This window comes from Erythrobacter fulvus, from assembly GCF_028595285.1.
In the GTDB taxonomy this organism is placed as follows: Bacteria; Pseudomonadota; Alphaproteobacteria; order Sphingomonadales; family Sphingomonadaceae; genus Erythrobacter; species Erythrobacter fulvus.
Map to the genome: position 1 here is coordinate 100,707 of NZ_JAQQXQ010000004.1, position 20,864 is coordinate 121,570.

General features: G+C 64.8%; 18 protein-coding genes. 13 read left to right on the forward strand and 5 right to left on the reverse strand.

What is annotated here, in order from left to right; all coding sequences use genetic code 11:
* Positions 1-3 precede the first annotated feature (3 nt).
* The 5 genes from OIK40_RS06430 to OIK40_RS06450 form a co-directional block, all read right to left on the reverse strand.
* The gene (locus OIK40_RS06430) at positions 4-1,200 is read right to left on the reverse strand and encodes a geranylgeranyl diphosphate reductase (protein WP_273677151.1); all 1,197 of its coding nucleotides are present in this window, start codon (positions 1,198-1,200) and stop codon (positions 4-6) included.
* On the reverse strand, positions 1,197-2,564 hold the full coding sequence (locus tag OIK40_RS06435) for a BCD family MFS transporter (protein WP_273677152.1): 1,368 nt from the start codon (positions 2,562-2,564) through the stop codon (positions 1,197-1,199). Before OIK40_RS06435 ends, OIK40_RS06430 begins: the two co-directional genes overlap by 4 nt.
* Before the next feature lie 11 nt (positions 2,565-2,575).
* Positions 2,576-3,502 (reverse strand): chlorophyll synthase ChlG, encoded by a 927-nt coding sequence (gene chlG, locus OIK40_RS06440; protein ID WP_273677153.1) that lies wholly within the window; start codon positions 3,500-3,502, stop codon positions 2,576-2,578.
* Positions 3,503-3,826: 324 nt separating this feature from the next.
* Positions 3,827-5,161, reverse strand: coding sequence for a transcriptional regulator PpsR (ppsR, locus tag OIK40_RS06445; protein ID WP_273677154.1), 1,335 nt, complete (start codon positions 5,159-5,161; stop codon positions 3,827-3,829).
* A gap of 99 nt (positions 5,162-5,260) precedes the next feature.
* Entirely contained in the window at positions 5,261-6,157 is an 897-nt protein-coding gene (locus OIK40_RS06450) for a cobalamin B12-binding domain-containing protein (protein ID WP_273677155.1), read from the reverse strand.
* 246 nt (positions 6,158-6,403) lie between these two features.
* Between OIK40_RS06450 and bchF the strand changes: the two genes are divergently transcribed.
* The 13 genes from bchF to puhE all read left to right on the forward strand — a co-directional run bounded on the left by bchF (position 6,404) and on the right by puhE (position 20,854).
* The gene (bchF, locus tag OIK40_RS06455; protein ID WP_273677157.1) at positions 6,404-6,961 is read left to right on the forward strand and encodes a 2-vinyl bacteriochlorophyllide hydratase; all 558 of its coding nucleotides are present in this window, start codon (positions 6,404-6,406) and stop codon (positions 6,959-6,961) included.
* Entirely contained in the window at positions 6,958-8,274 is a 1,317-nt protein-coding gene (locus OIK40_RS06460; RefSeq protein WP_273677159.1) for a ferredoxin:protochlorophyllide reductase (ATP-dependent) subunit N, read from the forward strand. The genes bchF and OIK40_RS06460 overlap by 4 nt, the downstream gene beginning before the upstream one ends.
* 5 nt (positions 8,275-8,279) lie before the next feature.
* Positions 8,280-9,884: a ferredoxin:protochlorophyllide reductase (ATP-dependent) subunit B gene (bchB, locus tag OIK40_RS06465; RefSeq protein WP_273677160.1), complete on the forward strand. Its 1,605-nt coding sequence runs from the start codon at positions 8,280-8,282 to the stop codon at positions 9,882-9,884.
* A complete protein-coding gene (locus tag OIK40_RS06470; protein ID WP_273677161.1) occupies positions 9,874-13,518 on the forward strand; it encodes a magnesium chelatase subunit H in 3,645 nt (1,214 codons plus the stop codon). The genes bchB and OIK40_RS06470 overlap by 11 nt, the downstream gene beginning before the upstream one ends.
* Before the next feature lie 19 nt (positions 13,519-13,537).
* Positions 13,538-14,434, forward strand: a complete 897-nt coding sequence (gene bchL, locus OIK40_RS06475; RefSeq protein WP_273677163.1) for a ferredoxin:protochlorophyllide reductase (ATP-dependent) iron-sulfur ATP-binding protein — start codon at positions 13,538-13,540, stop codon at positions 14,432-14,434.
* Positions 14,434-15,138, forward strand: a complete 705-nt coding sequence (gene bchM, locus OIK40_RS06480) for a magnesium protoporphyrin IX methyltransferase (RefSeq protein ID WP_273677165.1) — start codon at positions 14,434-14,436, stop codon at positions 15,136-15,138. Before bchL ends, bchM begins: the two co-directional genes overlap by 1 nt.
* A 38-nt stretch (positions 15,139-15,176) precedes the next feature.
* The gene (locus OIK40_RS06485) at positions 15,177-16,574 is read left to right on the forward strand and encodes a BCD family MFS transporter (RefSeq protein WP_374211790.1); all 1,398 of its coding nucleotides are present in this window, start codon (positions 15,177-15,179) and stop codon (positions 16,572-16,574) included.
* Positions 16,575-16,647: 73 nt separating this feature from the next.
* The gene (gene puhA / locus OIK40_RS06490; protein WP_273677168.1) at positions 16,648-17,454 is read left to right on the forward strand and encodes a photosynthetic reaction center subunit H; all 807 of its coding nucleotides are present in this window, start codon (positions 16,648-16,650) and stop codon (positions 17,452-17,454) included.
* Positions 17,445-18,218, forward strand: coding sequence for a photosynthetic complex putative assembly protein PuhB (puhB, locus tag OIK40_RS06495; protein WP_273677170.1), 774 nt, complete (start codon positions 17,445-17,447; stop codon positions 18,216-18,218). The genes puhA and puhB overlap by 10 nt, the downstream gene beginning before the upstream one ends.
* Positions 18,215-18,700 carry a photosynthetic complex assembly protein PuhC gene (gene puhC, locus OIK40_RS06500; RefSeq protein ID WP_273677172.1) on the forward strand — a complete coding sequence of 162 codons (486 nt, stop codon included), beginning with the start codon at positions 18,215-18,217 and terminating at the stop codon, positions 18,698-18,700. The genes puhB and puhC overlap by 4 nt, the downstream gene beginning before the upstream one ends.
* Entirely contained in the window at positions 18,700-19,008 is a 309-nt protein-coding gene (locus tag OIK40_RS06505; protein WP_273677174.1) for an O2-dependent cyclase accessory protein, read from the forward strand. Before puhC ends, OIK40_RS06505 begins: the two co-directional genes overlap by 1 nt.
* Positions 19,005-20,066 (forward strand): magnesium-protoporphyrin IX monomethyl ester (oxidative) cyclase, encoded by a 1,062-nt coding sequence (gene acsF / locus OIK40_RS06510; protein ID WP_273677176.1) that lies wholly within the window; start codon positions 19,005-19,007, stop codon positions 20,064-20,066. Before OIK40_RS06505 ends, acsF begins: the two co-directional genes overlap by 4 nt.
* Positions 20,060-20,854 (forward strand): putative photosynthetic complex assembly protein PuhE, encoded by a 795-nt coding sequence (puhE, locus tag OIK40_RS06515; RefSeq protein WP_273677178.1) that lies wholly within the window; start codon positions 20,060-20,062, stop codon positions 20,852-20,854. Before acsF ends, puhE begins: the two co-directional genes overlap by 7 nt.
* The last annotated feature ends 10 nt before the right edge of the window (positions 20,855-20,864 follow it).

The following is a 20,864-nucleotide window of genomic DNA, read 5'->3' on the forward strand; positions in this document are numbered from 1 at the left end:
CGTTTAGCGCGTTGCGGGCCTCAAGCCTAGCAGGTGCGCGGTATCCTTGAGGAAGATCTTCACGTGGGCCATCGGTTTGGCCCGCACCAGCTTCTTGTGCATGTAGGCCTGCCAAGTCAGTTCCTGCACGTCCTTGTCGTCACACATGGTGACGAAGCGTTCGCGGCGCTTGTCGGACGAATACCAGAAATACTGCATCATCCCGAGGATCCAGAACACCTTGCCGTGTTCGCGCATGAACTTCTTGCGCGCGGTCTGGAGCTGCTTTGCCTCGCCGGTCTTGAGGAAGGCAGCGGCGGCCTCGCCCACCAGCCGCCCGCCAACCATGGCGTAATAGATGCCCTCGCCCGATGCCGGGGCGACGATGCCCGCAGCATCGCCCGCCACGATCACATCGGCGCCGTTGTCCCAGCGCTTCAGCGGCTTGAGCGGGATCGGCGCGCCTTCGCGGCGCACGGTCTCGCAGCGTTCCAGACCGAGATCGTCGCGCATCGTGGCGATCGCGCCCCGCAGCGAAAAGCCCTTGTTCGCGCTGCCCACGCCGATGCTTGCGGTCTCGCCATGCGGGAACACCCAGGCATAGAAATCGGGCGACAAGCGGCCCTGATAGAACACATCGCAGCGCGAGGCGTCGAAGGCCTCGGTATTCTGTTCGGGCGATTTGATGATCTCATGATAGGCGAAAACGCAAGGCACCCGCTCGGCGCCGGGCAGGCATTGCTTTGCCACGGCCGAACGTGCGCCGTCGGCACCGATCACCACGCGCGCGCGCACGCTTTCGATCGGGCCTCCGCGGGAACGGCGGAAGGTGACGATCGGGTGCGCTTCGCCATCGCGCTCGATCTTCTCGAAGGTGGCGGTCAGCCGTTCGGCACCGGACATGCGGGCCCGTTCGCGCAGCCATTCGTCGAATTCGTCACGATCGACCATGCCGACATAGCCGATCTCGCCCACCGGCATATCGACCGCACGGCCCGAAGGCGCGATCATGCGGGCCGAACGCGCCTTGGCGACCAGCAGGCTTTGCGGAATGTCGAAATCGGCCAGCAGGCGCGGCGGCACGGCCCCGCCGCAGGGCTTGATCCGCCCGCCGCGCTCTATCAGCAGCACCGAATGGCCTGCCAGCGCAAGATCATTGGCTGCGGTGGAGCCGGAAGGACCGCCGCCGATCACGACCGCGTCATAAATAGTCTGGTTCATGCGTAGACCTCCCTCTCACCTTGTGTAGCGCCTGCGCGCATTGCTGCCGCGCCGGTCGCCTTGACCGCCAGCAGCGCCGCCAGCACGAAGGCCGCGGCCTCCAGTCCGAACACGAGCTGGAACGCCGCACCGTCATTGCCCAGCGCATGGCGCGCCAGATCGACCCCGACCGCGCCGGTCAGCCCGCCGAGCCCGAAGGCAATCGCCTGCGAGGCACCCCACACGCCCATGCGCACGCCTTCGCGCGTGGTTTCCCCCGCGCCGGCCAGCCCCATCATCGCCCCGATCGCGGCGACCGCGAAGACGCCGTTGCCGAAGCCGAGCACGAAAACATTGATCCCCAGCGGCCAAGGCGGACCATTGACCGCCGCCAGCCCCAGCGCGCCGAGGCCGACCGCCGAGAGCAGGCACCCGCAAATCACCCAGATCCGCAGCCCGTCGGGCCGCTTGCCGGAAAAGGCGCTGCCGCCGATGCCTGTCACGATCATGCCGAGCAGGATGCCGCCCTGATGCTGCCCGCCCATCTGCGTCGATTCCCCCGGCGAAAGGCCGAAGATCAACCCGGCAAAAGGTTCGAGGATCAGATCCTGCATCGAAAAGGCGATCATCGATACGAAAATGAAAATGGTGAAGCGCCGCGCTGCCGTCTCGCTCATGATCTCGCGGATAGCCGCGCGGAAATCGGGGGCCTCGCCCTCGTCGCTGGCGGCATGGCCGAAGCGGCCGGCCTGCCGTTCCAGCCGGAAGGTCGCCAGCACTGTCAGCGTCACCATCACCAGCGCCAGCCCGCCCGCCACCGTCAGCAGCCGTTCGGGCGAAAAGGGCTTGAGCAATTGGCCCACTGTAATCGCGGAAACCACGATCCCGGCGACCATCATGATCCATGTCACCGCCGCAGCCGCCGCGCGCCGCTGCGGCGCGACACCCGATGCCAGCAGCGCCAGGGCCGAGGTGCCGCCTGCCCCCACGCCCACGCCGATCAGGGTATAGGCCACCACCGCCAGCGTGAAACCGAGTGCGGGCGAGGTGCCGAGCATCAGTGTCGCCTGTGTCGCCAGCAATGACGCGCAGGCCAGCACCGCCACGCCGCCGATAATCCATACCGTCCGGCTGTTGCCCCCCTTGGCCGCCGACTTGTCCGATCCGTGCCCCCACAAGGGCCGACCAAGCTGCACCGCGTAATGCCACGCCACAAGCCCGGCGGGGATCGCCGCCGCCAGCGCGAATTCGACCACCATCAGCCGGTTGAGCACCGTCGTCGCCAGCATCACCAGCGCGCCGATAGCCGCCTGCACCAGCCCGATCCGGACAATTGCCAGCCAACCGAACCCGGCCTCAACCTTGGTTGTTTCGGGTGAGGCCATCGGGGCGTGCATCAGATATAGCCCCCGAGCCCGAGCGCTGCTGCCAGCATCCCCAGCACATAAAGCGTAACGCCCACGCCATTATACCACGGCGCATATTTGGCCGGATCGCGGATCAGCCGGGGCATCGCGGCAATCTGTGCCACCAGCACAGCGGTGACGATCAATGCCGAAAGCCCGTAGCCCCAGATCGCCAGCAGGCCGATCACCACAATCTGCAAGGATGCCATGGTGGTGCAGGCAAACCGCGCCGCATGCTCCACACCCATCGTGACGGGAAGCGAGGTGAGGCCGGACTGGCGGTCCCCTTCGACCGCCTTGAAATCATTGAGCACCATGATGCCGTGCGCGCCCAGCGAATACATGAACAGGATGATGACGACCTCGACCGAGGGCATCGCGCCCAGCATCACTGCCGCGCCGGTGAACCAGCTCAGCCCTTCATAGGTCAGGCCGCAGACCAGCGGGCCGACCATGCCGTTGGCCTTGAAACGGAAGGGCGGCGCCGAATAGGCCCAGGCAAAGGCGAGGCCCACCAGCGCGGCGGCGAACACGATCGGGCCGAGCAGCCAGCCCACGCCTGCCGAAATGAGGCTGGCGATAATCGCGATATACAGCCCCCAGCGCCCCGGAATGCGGCCTGAAGGGATCGGGCGATCGGGTTCGTTGATGGCATCGACGTGGCGATCGAACCAGTCGTTCACCGCCTGACTGGTGCCGCATACCAGCGGCCCGGCCAGCAGCACGCCGCCGGCGACGAACCACCAGCGCCCCTCCAGCCCCGCGCCGGACGATACCGCGCCGCACATAAAGGCCCACATCGGCGGGAACCATGTGATCGGTTTGAGGAGCTGAAGGATGTCACGCGGCCTCGGCCGCAGGATCGGGCGCGCCTCCGGAACGGGCGCGGAGCGAGTCGTAGGCACCGAATGTTCCATGGCGCAAGGCTATGCCTGACAAATCAAAGCGTCAATTTATTTTGACACTAATGATTCGGACAACCCCGATTTGAGGGCGATTTTAGCTGCCCGGTCCTACTGCCGTGTCAAATCCGGGGGTGTCCAAAGCGTCCAATGAAGGAAATTATCCTGCGTCCGGCCTGCCCCTGCAAGACCCGTTCGACGAGGCATTTACGCCGCTTTTGCCCCTGCTGAGGCCCGTTTTCGGCCGGTTTTCGGCGGTTTTCGCCCCGATTTCGGGCGCCGGAGCAATGGTGCGGAAAATTGGCTAATTTGCCTACATTCGCAGGCAAGCTATTGAAATCAGTCGTTGTCGCCGGCCAGATTGCCAAGCCCATAGCGATGCAGCTTGGAATAAAGGCTCTGGCGCGACAGGCCGAGGATTTCCGCCGCCGATGCGCGATTGTCCGAGGTGTAGGACAGCGCCGCCTCGATGCACAGCCGCTCGATCAGATCGGTGCTTTCGCGCACGATATCCTTGAGGCTCATCCGGCCGACCAGTTCGGTAAGCTGTTCGACCGACCGCGGCAGTTCCTGCGAACCGGGCGGCAGATCGCGCAACCTTCGGCCGATGGGGCGGATCACAAAGGCGTAATAGGGATCATCGCCCCCCGTCCTTACTGCCGATAATTCAATCGGTTCGCCTTCGATATCATGGCCCACGCGCAGCACCGTGCTGACATTGCGCGCCGCGCCATGCTGATCAATCTGACCTTCGATGAGATCGAGATCGATCCCCGGCCGACCGATCGATTCCGACAGGTGGCGCCCGCGCAGCTGATCAATGCTGGCCGCCTGCAGCAGCTCGACAAAAGCCGCGTTGGCGGTGACGATTTCAAGGTTGGCGTCGGCCACGACGAAGGCGTCGGGCATCTGGTCCACCAGTTCGAGCACCGGCAACGGCAAGGCCAGCGGGCGGTCGCTGGCGGCCACCAGCCGCACCAGCAGGAACTGCCCGCGATCCTGCGTGAATCCGGTTACCGAAGCCATCACGTCGCGCGCGCCGCGGGCCAGCTGGATCCGCGTCGGGCTGACCGTGTCCGACACCAGCGCCGCGCCGACCAGTCCTTGCAGTGCATCATGCGAGCTTTTGTCGAGCACACTCGGCAGCTTCTTGCCCGCAAGACTGCCCGCCCGCGCGCCGACCAGCGTGTGCGCGGCAGGATTGGCCTCGCGGATACGCAAGGTTGCCGCCTCGATGATCATGACAGCCTCGGTCGAACGTTCGAACAGCATGCGGTAGCGCGCTTCGAGCTGGCGCATCCTGAGATAGTCGCGTTCGAGCGATTGCTGCACCTGCAACAGGCGCTGCTGGAGCTTGCCCGCCTCGCGCAGGTCGCGCCCGAAAGCAATGCGGTGCGCCCCGCCATTGATGCTCAGCACGGCATAACGGATCGGCACCTCGCCATCGCGTGACGGGTGGTTGACCTGGCGCCAATGCTGCACTTCGCCACGCCGGGCGGCGGCCAGCATCTCCATGATTTTCGGGCGACTTTCGTCGGTCACCGTCTCGATCCAGTTGCTCCCGATCCAGCCTGCGAAGGCAGGAAATTCTTTGGGATCGAAAGCCGCGTCGAGGATGGTGCCGGTGTCGTCGAGCACAAGCGTGACATCGCCTGCCACCATCGCCAGTTTCATTGCCGCATCCGCATCCAGCGACTGGAAAAGCTCAGCCGCCCTTTCAAAGGGATGCTTGCCTTCTATGCTATGTTTGCGGGTGAGCATGCCGGGCCGAACCTATCGCAGGTTCTGGTTGCTGAGGGCTGACACGCTCATCAGATTTTCGGCCATTTCAAGAGCGGAGAGCGCATCGGCACCTGTGCCGTCAGCCCCGACTTCTTCGACCATGCCCGGGTTTTCGTTGATCATTCTTCCGCCAACAAGCACGGCAATTCGGGGGTTGGCCGATGCATTTCGCATCGCCTTGACGAGGTTTGCGAGGGCGGCGCTAGGACAATCGCGGGCGAGCGTCAATCCTACCACATCGAAGGGTCTGTGCGACAGGCGATCAAGCAAATCGCGCCGTTCCGGCTTGACCAGCGCCTCGCTCTGCCAGCCGGCGCGCGAGAAGACTTCCTCGATCATCAAGGTCCCGAAATTGTGATGATCGCCCGGCATCGGGGAGAACAGCGCGCTGCGCGGAACCTTCAGCGACGGCAGATCGGCAGGCGAACGGGCGGCAATCTCGCGCATCACTTCCTGAAGGCGCCACAGGCCCATCGTCACGTCGATGAAATCGCATTCGTCGCGGTCCCACATCTCCCCCAGCATCCGTGCGGCGGGCGCCAGCAGATCGAGGCAAATCGTCTCGACCGTGGTGCCTTCGGCGATAAAGGTGTCGACCTCTTCGATCAGGCTGGCCGCCTCAAGCCGCAGGGGCAGCATCGCAAATCGCGAGGCATCTTCGGGCGCGATCGGCCGGCTGCGCCGTGATCTGGCCTGCTCCTTGCCGGTGTCGTGCGCCATCAGCAGGCGCGGGATGATCTCGCCTTCGATTATGGCATTGACCTGATTCTCGGACTCCTCGCGGCCGATCGAAGCTTTCCGGCGGACCCGTTCGAGCGGCGCGGTAATTACCCCCCTCAAGACCGCCGATCCGGCGCCAAACATGCTCGAAGCCTTCGAATCTGCCATTCGCCGGACCCTCCCCAGGTCGTGCGGAACCCCTTCCGCAGGAGGTAGTGGGCACACTCTTGCAGCGTACCTTTGGCCCTGATCCCGAAAGCCAGCAAATCCTCTCTACGCCTTTTTCCGAAAGGGCGCAAACGCGCTGATCTCTCCGATTAAAAATCGTCAACAAAACTAAACGTCCAATCTAGTTGACACTTCTGTTGGAACAGGCGTAATCTCCGAGTCCAAGAGAGAAGGCTAACGCGACAGATGACTCGGAAGGATCAGGCATCCCCGGTCGACCCTGGAACCTCGGTGACAGGTGCGAGCCATAAGAGAGGGAAGAGCCGGGCGCTCTACACCGCTGAAGAGCGGGTGCGGCGTGACGAATCGATCTGGACCATCGTTCAGGGCGTGCTTGCCCCGCTGCAATTTCTCGTATTTCTTGTCAGCCTAACGCTGGTGCTGCGCACGCTGCTGACCGGCGAAGGTGCGTTTGCCGCCGATGTCTCGATCGTGATCAAGACGCTGGTTCTCTACACCATCATGATCACCGGCTCGATCTGGGAGAAGGTGGTGTTCGGCAAGTGGCTGTTCGCCGAGTCCTTCTTCTGGGAGGACGTCTTCTCGATGCTCGTTCTGGCCCTGCACACGCTTTATCTGGTGATGCTGTTCGGCGAGATCGGGACGCTTGAACAGCGTATGCTGGTCGCACTGGCGGGCTATGGCGCCTATGTCATCAACGCCGGGCAGTTCCTGTGGAAGCTGCGGATGGCCCGCCTGGAAGGCGCGGCCAATGATGCGCCGGGCAAGGCGGTGGCGGCATGAGCGCGCTCGACGTTCTTGACGGCTGCGCCAGCGAGCTTGCCGGCACAACCGCCCCCGCTGCACGCGACGGCGGCCGTCCGGTTCTGCGCGAACGCGGCCAACGCGAGGTGTTCTGCGGGCTTACCGGCATTATCTGGCTGCACCGCAAGATGCAGGACGCTTTCTTCCTCGTGGTCGGCTCGCGCACCTGCGCTCACCTGCTGCAGAGCGCCGCCGGCGTGATGATCTTCGCCGAACCACGCTTTGCCACCGCGATCATGGAAGAGCGCGATCTGGCCGGCATGGTCGATGCACAGGACGAGCTTGACCGTGTGGTGAACCGCCTGCTCGAACGCCGCCCCGACATCCGCACACTGTTTCTCGTCGGCTCCTGCCCTTCCGAAGTGATCAAGCTCGATCTGGCCAAGGCAGCCCAGCGGCTTGGCGCGGTGCACATGCCGCGCGTGCGGATCCTCAACTATTCGGGCAGCGGGATCGAGACGACCTTTACCCAGGGCGAGGATGCCTGCCTCGCTGCGCTGGTGCCGGTGATGCCGGCCCTTCCCGCCGATGCTGCGAAGGAACTGCTGATCGTCGGCAGCCTGCCCGATATCGTCGAGGACCAGTTGCTGCGCCTGCTTGCGCAGATGGGCATCGACAAGGTCGGCGTGCTGCCCGCGCGCAATGCCCGCGATCTGCCGAGCGTCGGGCCCAATACCCGTTACCTGCTGGCCCAGCCCTTCCTTGGCGAAACGGCGATGGCGCTGGAAGGGCGCGGGGCACAGCGGCTCGACGCGCTGTTCCCGTTCGGCGCGGAAGGCACCACCAGCTGGCTGCGCGCTGCGGCGACCGAATTCGGAGTGGACGAAGCCCTGTTCGAACAGGTCGTCGGCCCGGGCCGCGAGCGCGCCCGCCTCGCCCTGTCGAAACTTCGCACCCAGCTTGAAGGCAAGCGCATCAGCTTCCTGCCGGACTCGCAACTTGAAGTCCCCCTCGCCCGCTTCCTGCAGGACGAATTGGGAATGGAGCTGGTGGAAGTCGGCACGCCCTATCTCCACCGCTCGCATCTCGCCCGCGAGCTGGAGCGCTTCGGCCCCGAAGTGCGCCTCAGCGAAGGCCAACATGTCGAACGCCAGCTTGATCGCGTGCGCGCAGACCGGCCCGACATCACGGTCTGCGGTCTCGGCCTTGCCAACCCGCTCGAGGCCGAAGGCTTCACCACCAAGTGGGCGATCGAACTCGTCTTCTCGCCGATCCACGGTTTCGAACAAGCCGCGGATCTCGCCGAACTCTTTGCCCGGCCGCTACGGCGCCGGGACATGCTGGAGGTGTAGGAGCCATGCAGCTAGCCGTCTGGACCTATGAAGGGCCTCCCCATGTGGGAGCTATGCGGGTCGCGACGGCGATGGAGAAGCTGCACTACGTGCTGCACGCTCCGCAGGGCGACACCTACGCCGATCTGCTGTTCACCATGATCGAGCGTCGCAACAAGCGCCCGCCCGTCACATATACCACCTTCGAAGCACGCGATCTGGGCAAGGATACCGCGCAGATTTTTCAGGATGCCGCGCGCGAGGCGGTGTCCCGCTTCAATCCGCAGGCGATCATTGTCGGCGCATCCTGCACGGCGGAACTGATCCAGGACGATCCGGCGGGTCTGGCCGAAGCAATGGGGCTGCCCGTCCCCGCGATCCCGCTCGAACTGCCGAGCTACCAGCGCAAGGAAAACTGGGGCGCGGCGGAAACCTTCTACCAGATCGTCCGCAATCTGGCAGACAAATCGCTGGTGCGTGAACCGCGTGAAGGCCGCGCCGCGCGCGCCAACATCCTCGGCCCGACCGCATTGGGCTTCCGCCACCGCGACGATCTGGTCGAAATCCGCAAGATCCTCGACCAGCTTGGTGTCGAGGTAAATCTCGTCGCCCCGCTGGGCGCAACACCGCAGGACATCGCGAAGATCGGTGCCGCCGACTTCAACATCGTCCTCTATCCCGAAATCGCAGATGAGGCCGCCCGCTGGCTTGAGCGCACTTTCGCTCAACCGGCTGTGCGGACCGTCCCTATCGGCGTGGGAGCAACACGCTCCTTCATTGCCGACGTCGCCGAGTTGGCAGGTGCAGATCCCACGCCTGCCCTCGGCGACACCTCTTCCCGGATGCCCTGGTGGTCACGTTCGGTCGATTCTACCTACCTGACCGGCAAGCGCGTCTTCATCTTCGGCGACGCCACCCACGCCGCCGCCGCCGCCCGCATCGCCCGCGAGGAACTCGGCTTCGAGGTCTGCGGTCTGGGCTGCTACAACCGCGAATTCGCCCGCGAAATCCGCGCCGCAGCCAAGGAATGCGGAGTCGAACCGCTGATCACCGACGATCATCTCGCAGTCGAGGATGCCATCGCCGCCGCCTGCCCCGAACTGGTGCTGGGCACGCAGATGGAACGGCATATTGCCAAGCGCCTCGGTCTGCCCTGCGCGGTGATTTCCGCGCCGGTGCATGTGCAGGATTTTCCCGCGCGCCACAGCCCGCAGATGGGCTTCGAAGGCGCCAACGTGATCTTCGACACCTGGGTCCACCCGCTGGTGATGGGTCTGGAAGAGCACCTGCTCACCATGTTCCGCGAGGATTTCGAATTCGCCGACGAACACGGGCCGAGCCATCTTGCCGCCCATTCGCCGCGCAAGTCGGCACCCGAACCCGTGCCGTTCGTGTCGAGCGAAGTCGAGACACCCATGCCGCCGCCAACCGCTCTCTCGACTTCGTTCGAGACGAACAGAGGGGTCGAATCGCTCGTCTGGACCGCCGAGGCAGAGCGCGAGCTGAAAAAGATCCCCTTCTTCGTGCGCGGCAAGGCGCGCCGCAACACCGAGAATTTCGCTGCTCTGGAGGGACGCAGCGCGATCGATCTCGAAACCCTTTATGATGCGAAGGCGCATTATGCACGGTAGCATTCCCTCGGCCTCCTCGCTTGATCCGCATGCGCCCGTCCGGGTGGCGATCGTCACGCTCGACAATCATCTCAAGGGCGCGGTTGACAGGGCGGAAGCGGTGCTGGGGCCGGAGGGGATCGAACTCAGCCTGCACGCGGCGGCGGAATGGGGCAGCGACCCGGTAGAGCTGGAAAAGGTCAAGGCGGCGATTGCCGGGGCCGACATCGTCATCGCCACGATGCTGTTCCTGGACGATCACATCCGCATGATCCTGCCTGCGCTCGAGGCGCGGCGCGAGGAGTGCGACGCGATGGTCTGCCTGATGAGCGCGGGCGAGGTAGTGCGGCTTACCAAGATGGGCGGCTACCGCATGGATGCGCCGGCCACGGGCCCGCTCGCACTGCTCAAGAAACTGCGCGGATCGGCCAAGCCAGGCGGCAATTCGGGCGCGGGGCAGATGAAGATGCTGCGCCGCCTGCCCAAACTGCTCAAATTCATTCCCGGCACCGCGCAGGACGTGCGCGCCTATTTCCTCACGCTGCAATACTGGCTTGCCGGTTCGGACGAGAACGTGGTGGCGATGGTGCGTGCGCTGATCGACCGTTATGCGGCGGGCGAGCGGATGTATCGCCGCGGGATCACCAAGGCCGAGGCGCCGATCGAATATCCCGAAACCGGGGTCTATCATCCGCGCACGCAACAACGCATTTCCGAAAGCCTGCGCCTGCTGCCGCCCGCGAAGGGCGATGAGGCACGCGAAGGCACGGTCGGGCTGGTCTTGCTGCGTTCCTATCTCTTGGGCCGCGACAGCGATCATTACGACGGGGCCATCGCCGCGTTCGAGGCTGCCGGATTGAAGGTTGTTCCGGTGTTCGCCAGCGGGCTCGATGCGCGCCCGGCGATCGAGCAGTTCTTCATCGGCCCCGACGGCAGGCCCACCGTGGACGCGGTGGTGAACCTTACCGGCTTCTCGCTTGTCGGCGGCCCGGCCTATTCCGATGCGCAGGCCGCGCGCGAGGTTCTGGGCAAGCTCGATCTGCCCTATCTTGCCGCCCACGCGATCGAATTCCAGACGATCGAGGACTGGGCGCACCGCCCGCAAGGCCTGCTGCCGCTGGAAGCGACGATGATGGTCGCCCTGCCCGAGCTTGACGGTTCGACCGTGCCGCACGTGTTCGGCGGACGCGCGGGCAATTCCGGCCCGTGCTGCACCGGGTGCGACCGCCATTGCCCGCGGCCGGCCTCGGAAAAGGCCAGACCGATGCAGGCCTGCCCCGAACGTGCCGAGGCGCTGGCGGCCAAGACGGTGCAACTGATCCGCCTGCGCAAGGCCGAACGCAGCGCACGCAAGCTTGCCATCGTGGTGTTCAACTTCCCGCCCAATTCCGGCGCGACAGCCACCGCTGCTTTCATGGCGGTGCACGAATCGCTCTATGCCACGCTCCAGCGGCTCGCTGCGGAAGGCTATGATGTCGAGGTTCCCGAAAGCCTCGATGCGATGCGGGACATCCTGCTCAAGGGCAATGCCGAGCGCTACGGCACCGACGCCAATGTCGCGCACCGCATCCCCGCCGACGAGCATGTGCGGCGCGAGAAATACCTCGCCGAAATCGAAGCCGCATGGGGCCCCGCCCCGGGCAAGCAACTGGCCGATGGCGGGCATATCCTGATACAGGGCGCTCATTTCGGAAATGTCTTCGTCGGCGTGCAGCCCGGCTTCGGCTATGAAGGCGATCCGATGCGGCTGCTGTTCGAGGGCGGCTTTGCCCCGACCCATGCCTTCAGCGCCTTCTACCGCTGGCTGCGCGAGGATTACGGCGCGCACGCGATTCTGCATTTCGGCACCCACGGCGCGCTTGAATTCATGCCGGGCAAGCAGGCCGGCATGTCGGGCAAGTGCTGGCCCGACCGGCTGATCGGGGACACCCCCAATTTCTATCTCTATGCCGCCAACAACCCGTCGGAAGGCATGCTGGCCAAGCGCCGTTCGGGCGCGACGCTGATCAGCTATCTTACGCCGCCGCTGGCACAGGCGGGCCTCTACAAGGGCCTGTCGGAACTGAAGGCGAGCGTCGAACGCTGGCGTGCCACAATCGACGATCCCGACCATGCCGAAGAGCGTGCCGATCTTGAAACGCTGATCGCCGACCAGTGCGAGGCGCTGGACATCGCCTGCGATGACATGTCGACGCTTTACGACCGCCTCTACGAGATGGAGGAGGCGCTGATCCCGCACGGGCTGCACGTGTTCGGCCGCAACCCGCAAGGGGCCGAGCGCGAAGACATGCTCGACGCGATGATGGAAGCGGCCGGCCACGGCGATGCCGCTCCTGATCGCGCGATGCTGGCGGCTAAGCTCGATTCCTCGGACGAACTGGGCGCGCTTATCCATGCGCTTGACGGCGGCTATGTCCCGCCCGCACCCGGCGGCGATGTGGTGGTGAACCCGGACGTGCTGCCCACGGGCCGCAACATCCACGGCTTCGATCCCTTCCTGCTGCCTTCCGCCTTTGCCTGCCGGATGGGCAACGAGCAGGCCGAACGGCTGATCGCGCGCCATGTCGAAAGCGGCCAGCCCTTCCCCGAAAGCATCGCCATGGTGCTGTGGGGCACGGACAACATGAAGTCCGAAGGCGTGCAGATCGCTCAGGCGATGACGCTGATGGGTGCCCGCCCCCGGCGCGACTCCTATGGCCGGCTGTGCGGCGCGGAACTGATCCCGCTGGAGGAACTCGGCCGCCCGCGCATCGACGTGGTGATGACCCTGTCGGGCATTTTCCGCGATCTGCTGCCGATGCAGACCCGGATGCTCGCCGAAGCCGCGCTGCTCGCCAGCGGCGCCGAGGAACCGCAGGAGGCGAATTTCATCCGCAAGCACACGCTGGCGCAGATGGAAAAGCACGGATGCGACCTCGAAACCGCGGCGCTGCGCGTTTTCTCGAATGCCGAAGGCGCGTACGGGGCCAACGTCAACCAGATGATCGCCGGCGGCGTGTGGGCCGATCCGGACGAGCTCGCCAATGCCTTCGAAGTGAACAAGGGCTTCGCCTACGGAGTCTCGGGCAAGCCGGTGCAGCAGCGCGAATTGCTGCAAAGCGCGCTCGGGACGGTCGATTTCACCTACCAGAACCTCGAAAGCATCGAACTCGGCATCAACGACGTCGATCAATATGTCGACGGTCTGGGCGGCGTGACCCGCTCGGTCGCGCGGGCAAAGGGCGCGGAAACCCCGGTCTACATCCTCGATGCCACCCGCGGGAACACCAAGGTGCGCACGCTGGCCGAACAGATCGACCTCGAAACCCGCACCCGCACGCTGAACCCCAAGTGGTTCGAAGGCCTGCTGGAACACGGTTACGAAGGCGTCCGCCAGATCGAGGGGCACGTGACCAGCACGCTGGGCTGGTCGGCCACCACCGGTCAGGTCGCCCCGTGGGTGTACCAGAAGATTTCCGAGACCTTTGTGCTCGACGAGACGATGCGGCGTCGTCTGTCGGAGCTCAACCCCAAGGCTTCCGCACGGGTGGCGAACCGCCTGCTCGAAGCCTGCGACCGCCATCTGTGGGAACCCGACGAGGCTACGCTCGCCGCCCTGCGCGAAGCCAATGACGAGCTCGAGGACCGCCTTGAAGGCGTGTTCGTGGGCGAATGACAACGAGGGATCGTAAACAATGAACCTGCACTCACCCAAATCAAGCTTCAGCCCGCCCGACGGCGAAGGCTCTGTCCAGGTCCAGCTCGACCCGAGCGACGCGATCAAGGGCGCGAAGGTATTTGCGGTCTACGGCAAGGGCGGGATCGGCAAATCAACCACTTCATCGAACCTTTCGGCCGCCTTCAGCAAGCTTGGTCATCGGGTGCTGCAAATCGGCTGTGATCCCAAGCACGATTCCACCTTCACCCTGACCAAGAAGCTGATGCCCACCGTTATCGACGTACTCGAGACGGTAGAGTTCCACGCTGAGGAACTGCGGCCGGAGGACTACATGTTCGAAGGCTATAACGGCGTCATGTGCGTCGAGGCGGGCGGGCCGCCGGCAGGCACCGGCTGCGGCGGCTATGTCGTCGGCCAGACGGTCAAGCTGCTGAAGCAGCACCATCTTCTGGAAGAAACCGACGTCGTGATCTTCGACGTGTTGGGCGATGTGGTGTGCGGCGGTTTTGCTGCCCCGCTGCAGCATGCCGAACGTGCGATCGTGGTCGCGGCGAACGATTTCGACTCCATCTTCGCGATGAACCGGATCGTGGCGGCGATCGGCGCGAAGTCGAAGAATTACGATGTGCGCCTCGCCGGTGTGGTTGCCAACCGCAGCCGCGAGACCGACGAGATCGATCGCTTCTGCGACCAGATCGGGATGCAGCGCCTCGCCCATTTCCGCGATGTCGACGCAATCCGCCGCTCGCGCCTGAAGAAGTGCACCTTGTTCGAGATGGGCGACGATCCCGAAGTGATCCAGGCGCAGAACGAATATCTCCGCCTCGCGCAGATGCTGTGGGACGGCGTGGAGCCCTCGCTGGCACAGCCGATGAAAGACCGCGACATCTTCGATTTCCTGGGGTTCGAATAATGGCGACGCGGCTCCCCTCCCGTTACGATGACCGGCGCGAGGCGCTGGCGACCTATTTCGACAGCACCGCGCGGCAGGCGTGGATCGACCTGACATCCGACGCCAAGGTCAGCGGTATCCGCGCCACGGTGCGGGCGGGCCGCGAGAACATGCGCGCGACGCTGCTGTCGTGGCTGCCCGAAGACCTGCGCCGCACCAAGGTGCTCGATGCAGGCTGCGGCACCGGTGCGCTGACGATCGCTGCGGCTTGCCGCGGGGCGGAAGTGACCGGGATCGACGTTGCCGCAGGGCTGGTCGACGTGGCGCGCGAACGCACGCCTTCCTTCATCGGGCACGGGCGAATCCACTGGACGAGCGGCGACATGCTCGACCCGGCGCTGGGCACCTTCGCGCATGTGGTGGCGATGGATTCGCTGATCCACTACCAGCCCGAAGACCTTGTCGCCGCGCTGTCCGAACTGGCCCAGCGCACGACCCGTTCGATCCTGTTCACCTTTGCCCCCCGCACGCGGTTGCTGGCGACGATGCATCAGGTCGGAAAGATCTTCCCCAAGTCGGACCGTTCGCCCGCGATCGTGCCGACCGCCGAGAGCGAGCTGCGCGAACGGCTGGCACGGCTTTCGGGGTGGAGCATCGGCCGCACCCAGCGCATTTCGAGCGGGTTCTACACCTCGCAGGCGCTTGAACTGGTGAGGCACGGATGAAGCGTCCGGCCCGCCCTCCCGCACCCCATTGGACAGAGGTGGCGTTCCGCCTCCTGCCGTTCGCGGATGCGGCGAGCGCGGACCTGCCGCTCGGACAATTGCTGCGCCTGTCGCTGTTTCAGGTGACGGTGGGCATGGCGACGGTGCTGCTCAACGGCACATTGAACCGGGTGATGGTGGTGGAACTCGGCACGCCGACCTGGCTGGTCGCGCTGCTGATCGCGGTGCCGCTGCTGGTCGCGCCGTTCCGCGCGCTGATAGGGCACAAGTCGGACACGCACCGCTCGGTGCTGGGCTGGCGCCGGGTGCCCTATATCTGGTTCGGCACGCTGATGCAGTTCGGCGGGCTGGCGATCATGCCCTTCGCGCTGTTGCTGCTGGGTACGCCGGAACGCTTCGAGATCGGCCTTGTCGGTGCGACCGCGGCATTCCTACTGACGGGCACGGGCTTCCACGTCACCCAGACCGCCGGCCTTGCGCTGGCAACCGATCTTGCCCCCGAAGAGAAGCGCCCGCGCGCGGTGGCGCTGCTTTATGTCATGCTGCTAGTCGGCATGATGTTCGCAGCCTTCGTCATCGGCGGCGTGCTGATGGATTACAGCGCCACCAAGCTGGTGCAGGTGATCCAGGGCTGCGCGGTGCTGACCATCATTCTCAACCTGATCGCGCTGTGGAAGCAAGAAGCGCGCAATCCCAAGGTGACCGCGCCCGACCGCGAGACACCGAACTTCTCGGAGCTGTGGCATGCCTTCGTGAAGGACGGACGCAATGCCCGGCTGCTGACGGCGATCGGGATCGGGGCGATGGGCTTTGCAATGCAGGACGCGCTGCTCGAACCCTATGGCGGGGAAATCCTCGGCCTGTCGGTCGGCGCGACCACCGGACTGACCGGGGCCTGGGCGCTGGGATCACTGCTGGGCTTCATGCTTTCGGGCCGTTTTCTCGCACGCGGGTGGGACCAGCTGCGGCTGGCGGGTGCCGGTCTGGTGGTCGGCATCAACGCCTTCCTGCTGGTGCTGTTCGCCGGGCCATTCTCGGCACCCGCGATGCTCTATTGCGGCGCGCTGGGCATCGGCCTGGGTCTGGGGCTATTTTCGGTCGGCACGCTGATGGAGGCGATGACTATTGCCAAGAGCGAGACCGCAGGTCTGGCGCTGGGCGCATGGGGCGCGGTGCAGGCGACCTGCGCGGGCGCGGGCATCGCGATCGGCGGCCTGCTGCGCGATCTTGTCGCCGTGCTGGTGCAGAGCGGCGACGGCGCGGCCAGCATGGCCACCCGCGCGAGCGGCTATGCCACAGTATACACACTCGAAGTTGCCCTGCTTCTGGCCGGGCTCGCCGCGCTGGGGCCGCTCGTCGGCCCGCGGCGCAACCGCTCTCCCGACGATACCGACCCGCAGGCGCAGCCCTTCGGACTGAGGGAGTTTCCGACATGATTACCCGTGCCCACCCATCCCAATTCCTGCCCGGCTTCGCCTCAGCCGACCCAATTATCGAGAGGAACGTGAAATGAACCACGCCTATATTGTCGGCACATTCGATGTCGCCGAACTCGCCTTCCTGCTGTTCTTCGGCTTTTTCGTCGCGCTGGTATTCTACCTCAACAGGGAAAGCCGCCGCGAAGGCTATCCGCTGGAGGACGAGCAGACTGGCAAGATCCACCCCGGCAGCCTTTTCGACGGTGACAAGAAGAGCTTCCAGCTGCCGCACGGCCGCGGCACCTATGTGCCCGAGGACGTGGCGCGCGATGATATCAACGTCCCCGCCACGCAGGCCTTCAACGCTGCCGGCGCACCCTGGGTGCCCAGTGGCAATGCGATGAAGGACGGCATGGGCCCGGCCGCATGGGCCAATCGCTCGAAATATCCCGATCTGACCTTCGACGGGCGTCCGCGCATCGTTCCGATCGCACAGAGCCACGAAATCATCGTCGCACCGAATGATCCGCAGCTTATCGGCTGGCCGGTGAAGGCTGCCGACGGCGTGGTCGTGGGCAAGGTCAGCGACATCTGGGTTGATCAGGCTGAGCACATCATCCGCTATCTCGAGGTCGAGACCTCTTCGGGCAAGAAGGTGCTCGCGCCGATGATGGTCGCGGTCGTCCATGGCAATGGTCTGCTGGATGCGATCCTGCCGATCATCGACAACAAGCCCGAATATGTCGAAATCGACGCGATCACCGCCGCACAGTTCGACGATGTGCCCGAAATCGAAACCCCCGGCATCATAACCCGCTACGAGGAAGACCGCATCCAGGCCTATTTCGGCGGCGGTTACATGTATGCAACGCCGGAGAGGGCTGAACCGTGGCTCTGAATCAGGCTGACAACCGGGCGGCGGCCATGCCGCTGCCCGGCGGCATCGATCATGCCGAGCTGGAGAATGACGGTCCGACCGCACATGGCGACCGGCTCGGCACGCCCGCGCCGGACGAAACCGTGCTGTGGAAGGGCCGTCCGGGTCTCGCGATGCTGGCCCGCACCGCGTTCCACACCCGCACGCTCGGAATCTACATGGCCGCGCTCGCGCTAGTTGCTGCCCTGACCGGCAATTACGAAGCCGCGGCGGTATCGGCCGGTCTGGGCGTGGTGCTGGTCGGGTTGCTGTACCTGCTCGCCTGGCTCAGCGCGCGCAGCACGCTGTATATCCTCACCGACGCGAGGCTGATCATGCGCATCGGCATGGCCATCGAAACGCGGATCAATATCCCGCTCAAGCAAGTCACCGCCGCCCATTTCCGCGAGCGCGCGGGCGGCTATGGCGACATCGCATTCGAACTCGGCGGCGACCGGATTCTGGGCATCGTGCTGCTGTGGCCGCACGTCCGTCCGTGGCGCTATGCCCGCCCGCAGCCGATGCTGCGCGCCATACCCGATGCGGCAAAGGTCGCGCAGATGATCGCCGATGTGCGCGCGCGTTATGGCGAAATCGAGCTAAATTTGACCGAGATCAAGGATCAGACCGCACCCGCAGGCCATCACGGCTCTGTGGCTGCACCGGCTGCTGCCCGGGTCGCAGCGGTCAAGCGCGCCGCCGACGCCGGTCTTGGCGACAAGGGATTGGAGGGAGCACCCGCATGATCGTCCGCGAATACGAAAAGGACGAAGTCACGGTCCACAAGGTGCCGCTGATGCTGATGGGCGGGATCGTGGCGATCTCGATACTGCTCACCGCCGCGGTTCAGCTCGGCTTCTTCGAGCGCAGCGCAGTTCCCGAAGTCGCCCGCGCCGAAGCGGGTGTCCAGGCGACCAGAATGCGCACGCTTCGCTTCTTCGACGAGCCCGATGGCACGGTGCGGGTCGAGGACGGCGCAAGCGCCGAGGTGCTGGGTCGTTTCGGGCCGGGTGAGGGCGGCTTCATCCGCGCCAGCGTGCGGAGCCTCGTCCACCAGCGCCGGATCCGCGGCGAGGGGCCGCGCGTGCCCTTCGAACTGACCGAATGGGACACCGGCGGAATGACGCTCAATGATCCGGTCACAGGCAAGAGCGTCGAAGTTTCATCTTTCGGGCCGGACAACCGCGCGATCTTTGCGGGCATGCTGCCGTCAGGGGAGGCGCGCTGATGGCCATGCTGTTCCTCGGTCAGGGTCCGCAATCCTTCGACGTGCGCTGCACCGTTACGGTGGAGCAGAGTCCGGAACACTTCCACGCCCATGTCGAACTGCCCGAAGACGTGACGATGGAGCCGGGCGACAAGGTGCGCGTCCACGGTGATCCGATCGCGATTCCCTTTGGCAGCCGCGAAGTTTTCGAGCGCACCGCCACCGTCACCCGCGCCGGCCTGATGACCCGCGCGGCGATCCGGCTGGCGGCCTATTTCGACTTGGCCGAACTCTACGAAGTCAGCTTCAACGCCGGGAGGATCAAATGAACGCCTACAAGCCGATGACCAGCGAAGAGGCGATGGCGATCGCCACGCAGGACACGATGCTGACCCCGCGTTTCTACACAACCGACTACGACGCGCTCGACGCGATCGACGTCTCTCCGGTGCGCGAAGAATGGGACCAGCTGATCGCCGACATGGTGGGCGATCCCAACAAGCTGCACTTCAAGCATTCCGACCGCTTCAAGGGCGTGATCGAGGGGCTCGAACCGGCGCTGCGCAAGGAATTCACCGATTTCCTCGTCAGCTCGATGACGTCGGAATTTTCGGGCTGCGTGCTCTACGCCGAAATCGCGCGGCGGACGAAGAACCCCGATGTGAAGCAGCTGTTCCGCCTGCTTGCGCGCGATGAAAGCCGCCATGCGGGCTTCATCAACGAAAGCCTGAAGGATGCAGGGATCGGCGTCGATCTGGGCTATCTGACCAAGACCAAGAAATACACGTATTTCAAACCGAAGTTCATCTTCTACGCGGTCTATCTGTCGGAGAAGATCGGCTACGCGCGCTACATCACCATCTTCCGCCACCTGGCGCAGAACCCGCAATACAAGTTCCACCCGATCTTCGACTGGTTCGAGGAATGGTGCAACGACGAGTTCCGCCACGGCGAGGCCTTTGCCATGCTGCTGCGTTCCGATCCCAAGCTTTTGCAGGGCGCGAACAAGCTGTGGGTGCGGTTCTTCCTGCTGTCGGTTTACGCCACGATGTATGTGCGCGACCATAACCGCCCGGTGTTCCACGCCGCGCTGGGGGTCGATCCGACCGAGTACGATTACAAGGTCTTTGCGATCTGCAACCAGATCAGCCGCCAGGTCTTCCCCGTTGAACTCGACATCGACGATCCGGCCTTCCGTCGCCAGATGGAAAAGCTGCGGATCGCGGCGCTGCGGATCGACGAAGGCAAGGAGCGCGGCGGGTTGACCGGCCTTGCCAAGCGCGTGTCCGGCATGGCCGGCGCAGGACTGGCCTTCGCCCGCATGTATTTCCACCGCACCCGGCCCAACGCGCTGCCCGCGCGGATCAGGCTGCAGCCCGCGTGGTAAGCTGGAGCGGCCATATTGTGCCGTTCATCGTGACGGTGGCGATCTGGTTCATCGCCACCGGCCTGATCGCGTGGGCAGATAACCGCGAACGTTCGACCTTCTCGCGCAGCATGATGATCGGCGGCGCGGCGGGGATTACGGGGCTCGTGGTGATCCTGTTCGCCTCGCTGTCGGCAGAGGTATGGGCGGTTTATCTCGCCTTTATCGGGGCGCTGATGGTGTGGGGCTGGCACGAGCTTTCGTTCCTGACCGGAGCCGCTGCCGGGCCGCGCCGCGGGCCGGGCGATCCGTCGCTGACCGGCATGGCGCGTTTCCGTCAGGCTGCGGCGACTGTCATGCACCACGAAGTCGCGCTCGCGCTCACTGCGCTGCTGCTGATCTCGCTGTCGTGGGATGTGCCCAACCAGATCGGCGCGACGGTGTTCGTGCTGATGTTCGGGATGCGGCTGACATCGAAGATCAACCTGTTCGTGGGCGTGCCCAACACAACCTCGGAAATGCTGCCCGAACATCTCGCCTATCTGAAGACCTATTTCGGCCCCAACCGCATGACTTTGCTGCTGGTGCTGTCGATCCTTGGCCTTGGCGCGATGACGGCCTGGTTCGGCACCCTCGCGCTCGCCGCGCCGCTGGGCAGCGCCGAAATGGTCGGTGCCAGCCTGCTGACCACGCTCGCCCTGCTGGGCGTGCTCGAACACTTTTTCCTGGCCCTGCCCTTCCGTGACGGAATGCTGTGGGGCTGGGCACTGCCGCGACGCAATGCCGCCGGGGCGCAAGGGCGCAATTGACGACATGACC

Coding starts and splice junctions, on each gene's coding strand:
- OIK40_RS06435 (WP_273677152.1), bottom strand. CDS start 2,564: ATGGCCTCACCCGAAACAACCAAGGTTGAGGCCGGGTTCGGTTGGCTG.
- bchM (WP_273677165.1), top strand. CDS start 14,434: ATGGCGACGCGGCTCCCCTCCCGTTACGATGACCGGCGCGAGGCGCTG.
- OIK40_RS06460 (WP_273677159.1), top strand. CDS start 6,958: ATGAGCGCGCTCGACGTTCTTGACGGCTGCGCCAGCGAGCTTGCCGGC.
- bchB (WP_273677160.1), top strand. CDS start 8,280: ATGCAGCTAGCCGTCTGGACCTATGAAGGGCCTCCCCATGTGGGAGCT.
- puhC (WP_273677172.1), top strand. CDS start 18,215: ATGATCGTCCGCGAATACGAAAAGGACGAAGTCACGGTCCACAAGGTG.
- puhA (WP_273677168.1), top strand. CDS start 16,648: ATGAACCACGCCTATATTGTCGGCACATTCGATGTCGCCGAACTCGCC.
- OIK40_RS06505 (WP_273677174.1), top strand. CDS start 18,700: ATGGCCATGCTGTTCCTCGGTCAGGGTCCGCAATCCTTCGACGTGCGC.
- bchL (WP_273677163.1), top strand. CDS start 13,538: ATGAACCTGCACTCACCCAAATCAAGCTTCAGCCCGCCCGACGGCGAA.
- chlG (WP_273677153.1), bottom strand. CDS start 3,502: ATGGAACATTCGGTGCCTACGACTCGCTCCGCGCCCGTTCCGGAGGCG.
- OIK40_RS06470 (WP_273677161.1), top strand. CDS start 9,874: ATGCACGGTAGCATTCCCTCGGCCTCCTCGCTTGATCCGCATGCGCCC.
- bchF (WP_273677157.1), top strand. CDS start 6,404: ATGACTCGGAAGGATCAGGCATCCCCGGTCGACCCTGGAACCTCGGTG.
- acsF (WP_273677176.1), top strand. CDS start 19,005: ATGAACGCCTACAAGCCGATGACCAGCGAAGAGGCGATGGCGATCGCC.
- OIK40_RS06430 (WP_273677151.1), bottom strand. CDS start 1,200: ATGAACCAGACTATTTATGACGCGGTCGTGATCGGCGGCGGTCCTTCC.
- ppsR (WP_273677154.1), bottom strand. CDS start 5,161: ATGAAACTGGCGATGGTGGCAGGCGATGTCACGCTTGTGCTCGACGAC.
- OIK40_RS06450 (WP_273677155.1), bottom strand. CDS start 6,157: ATGGCAGATTCGAAGGCTTCGAGCATGTTTGGCGCCGGATCGGCGGTC.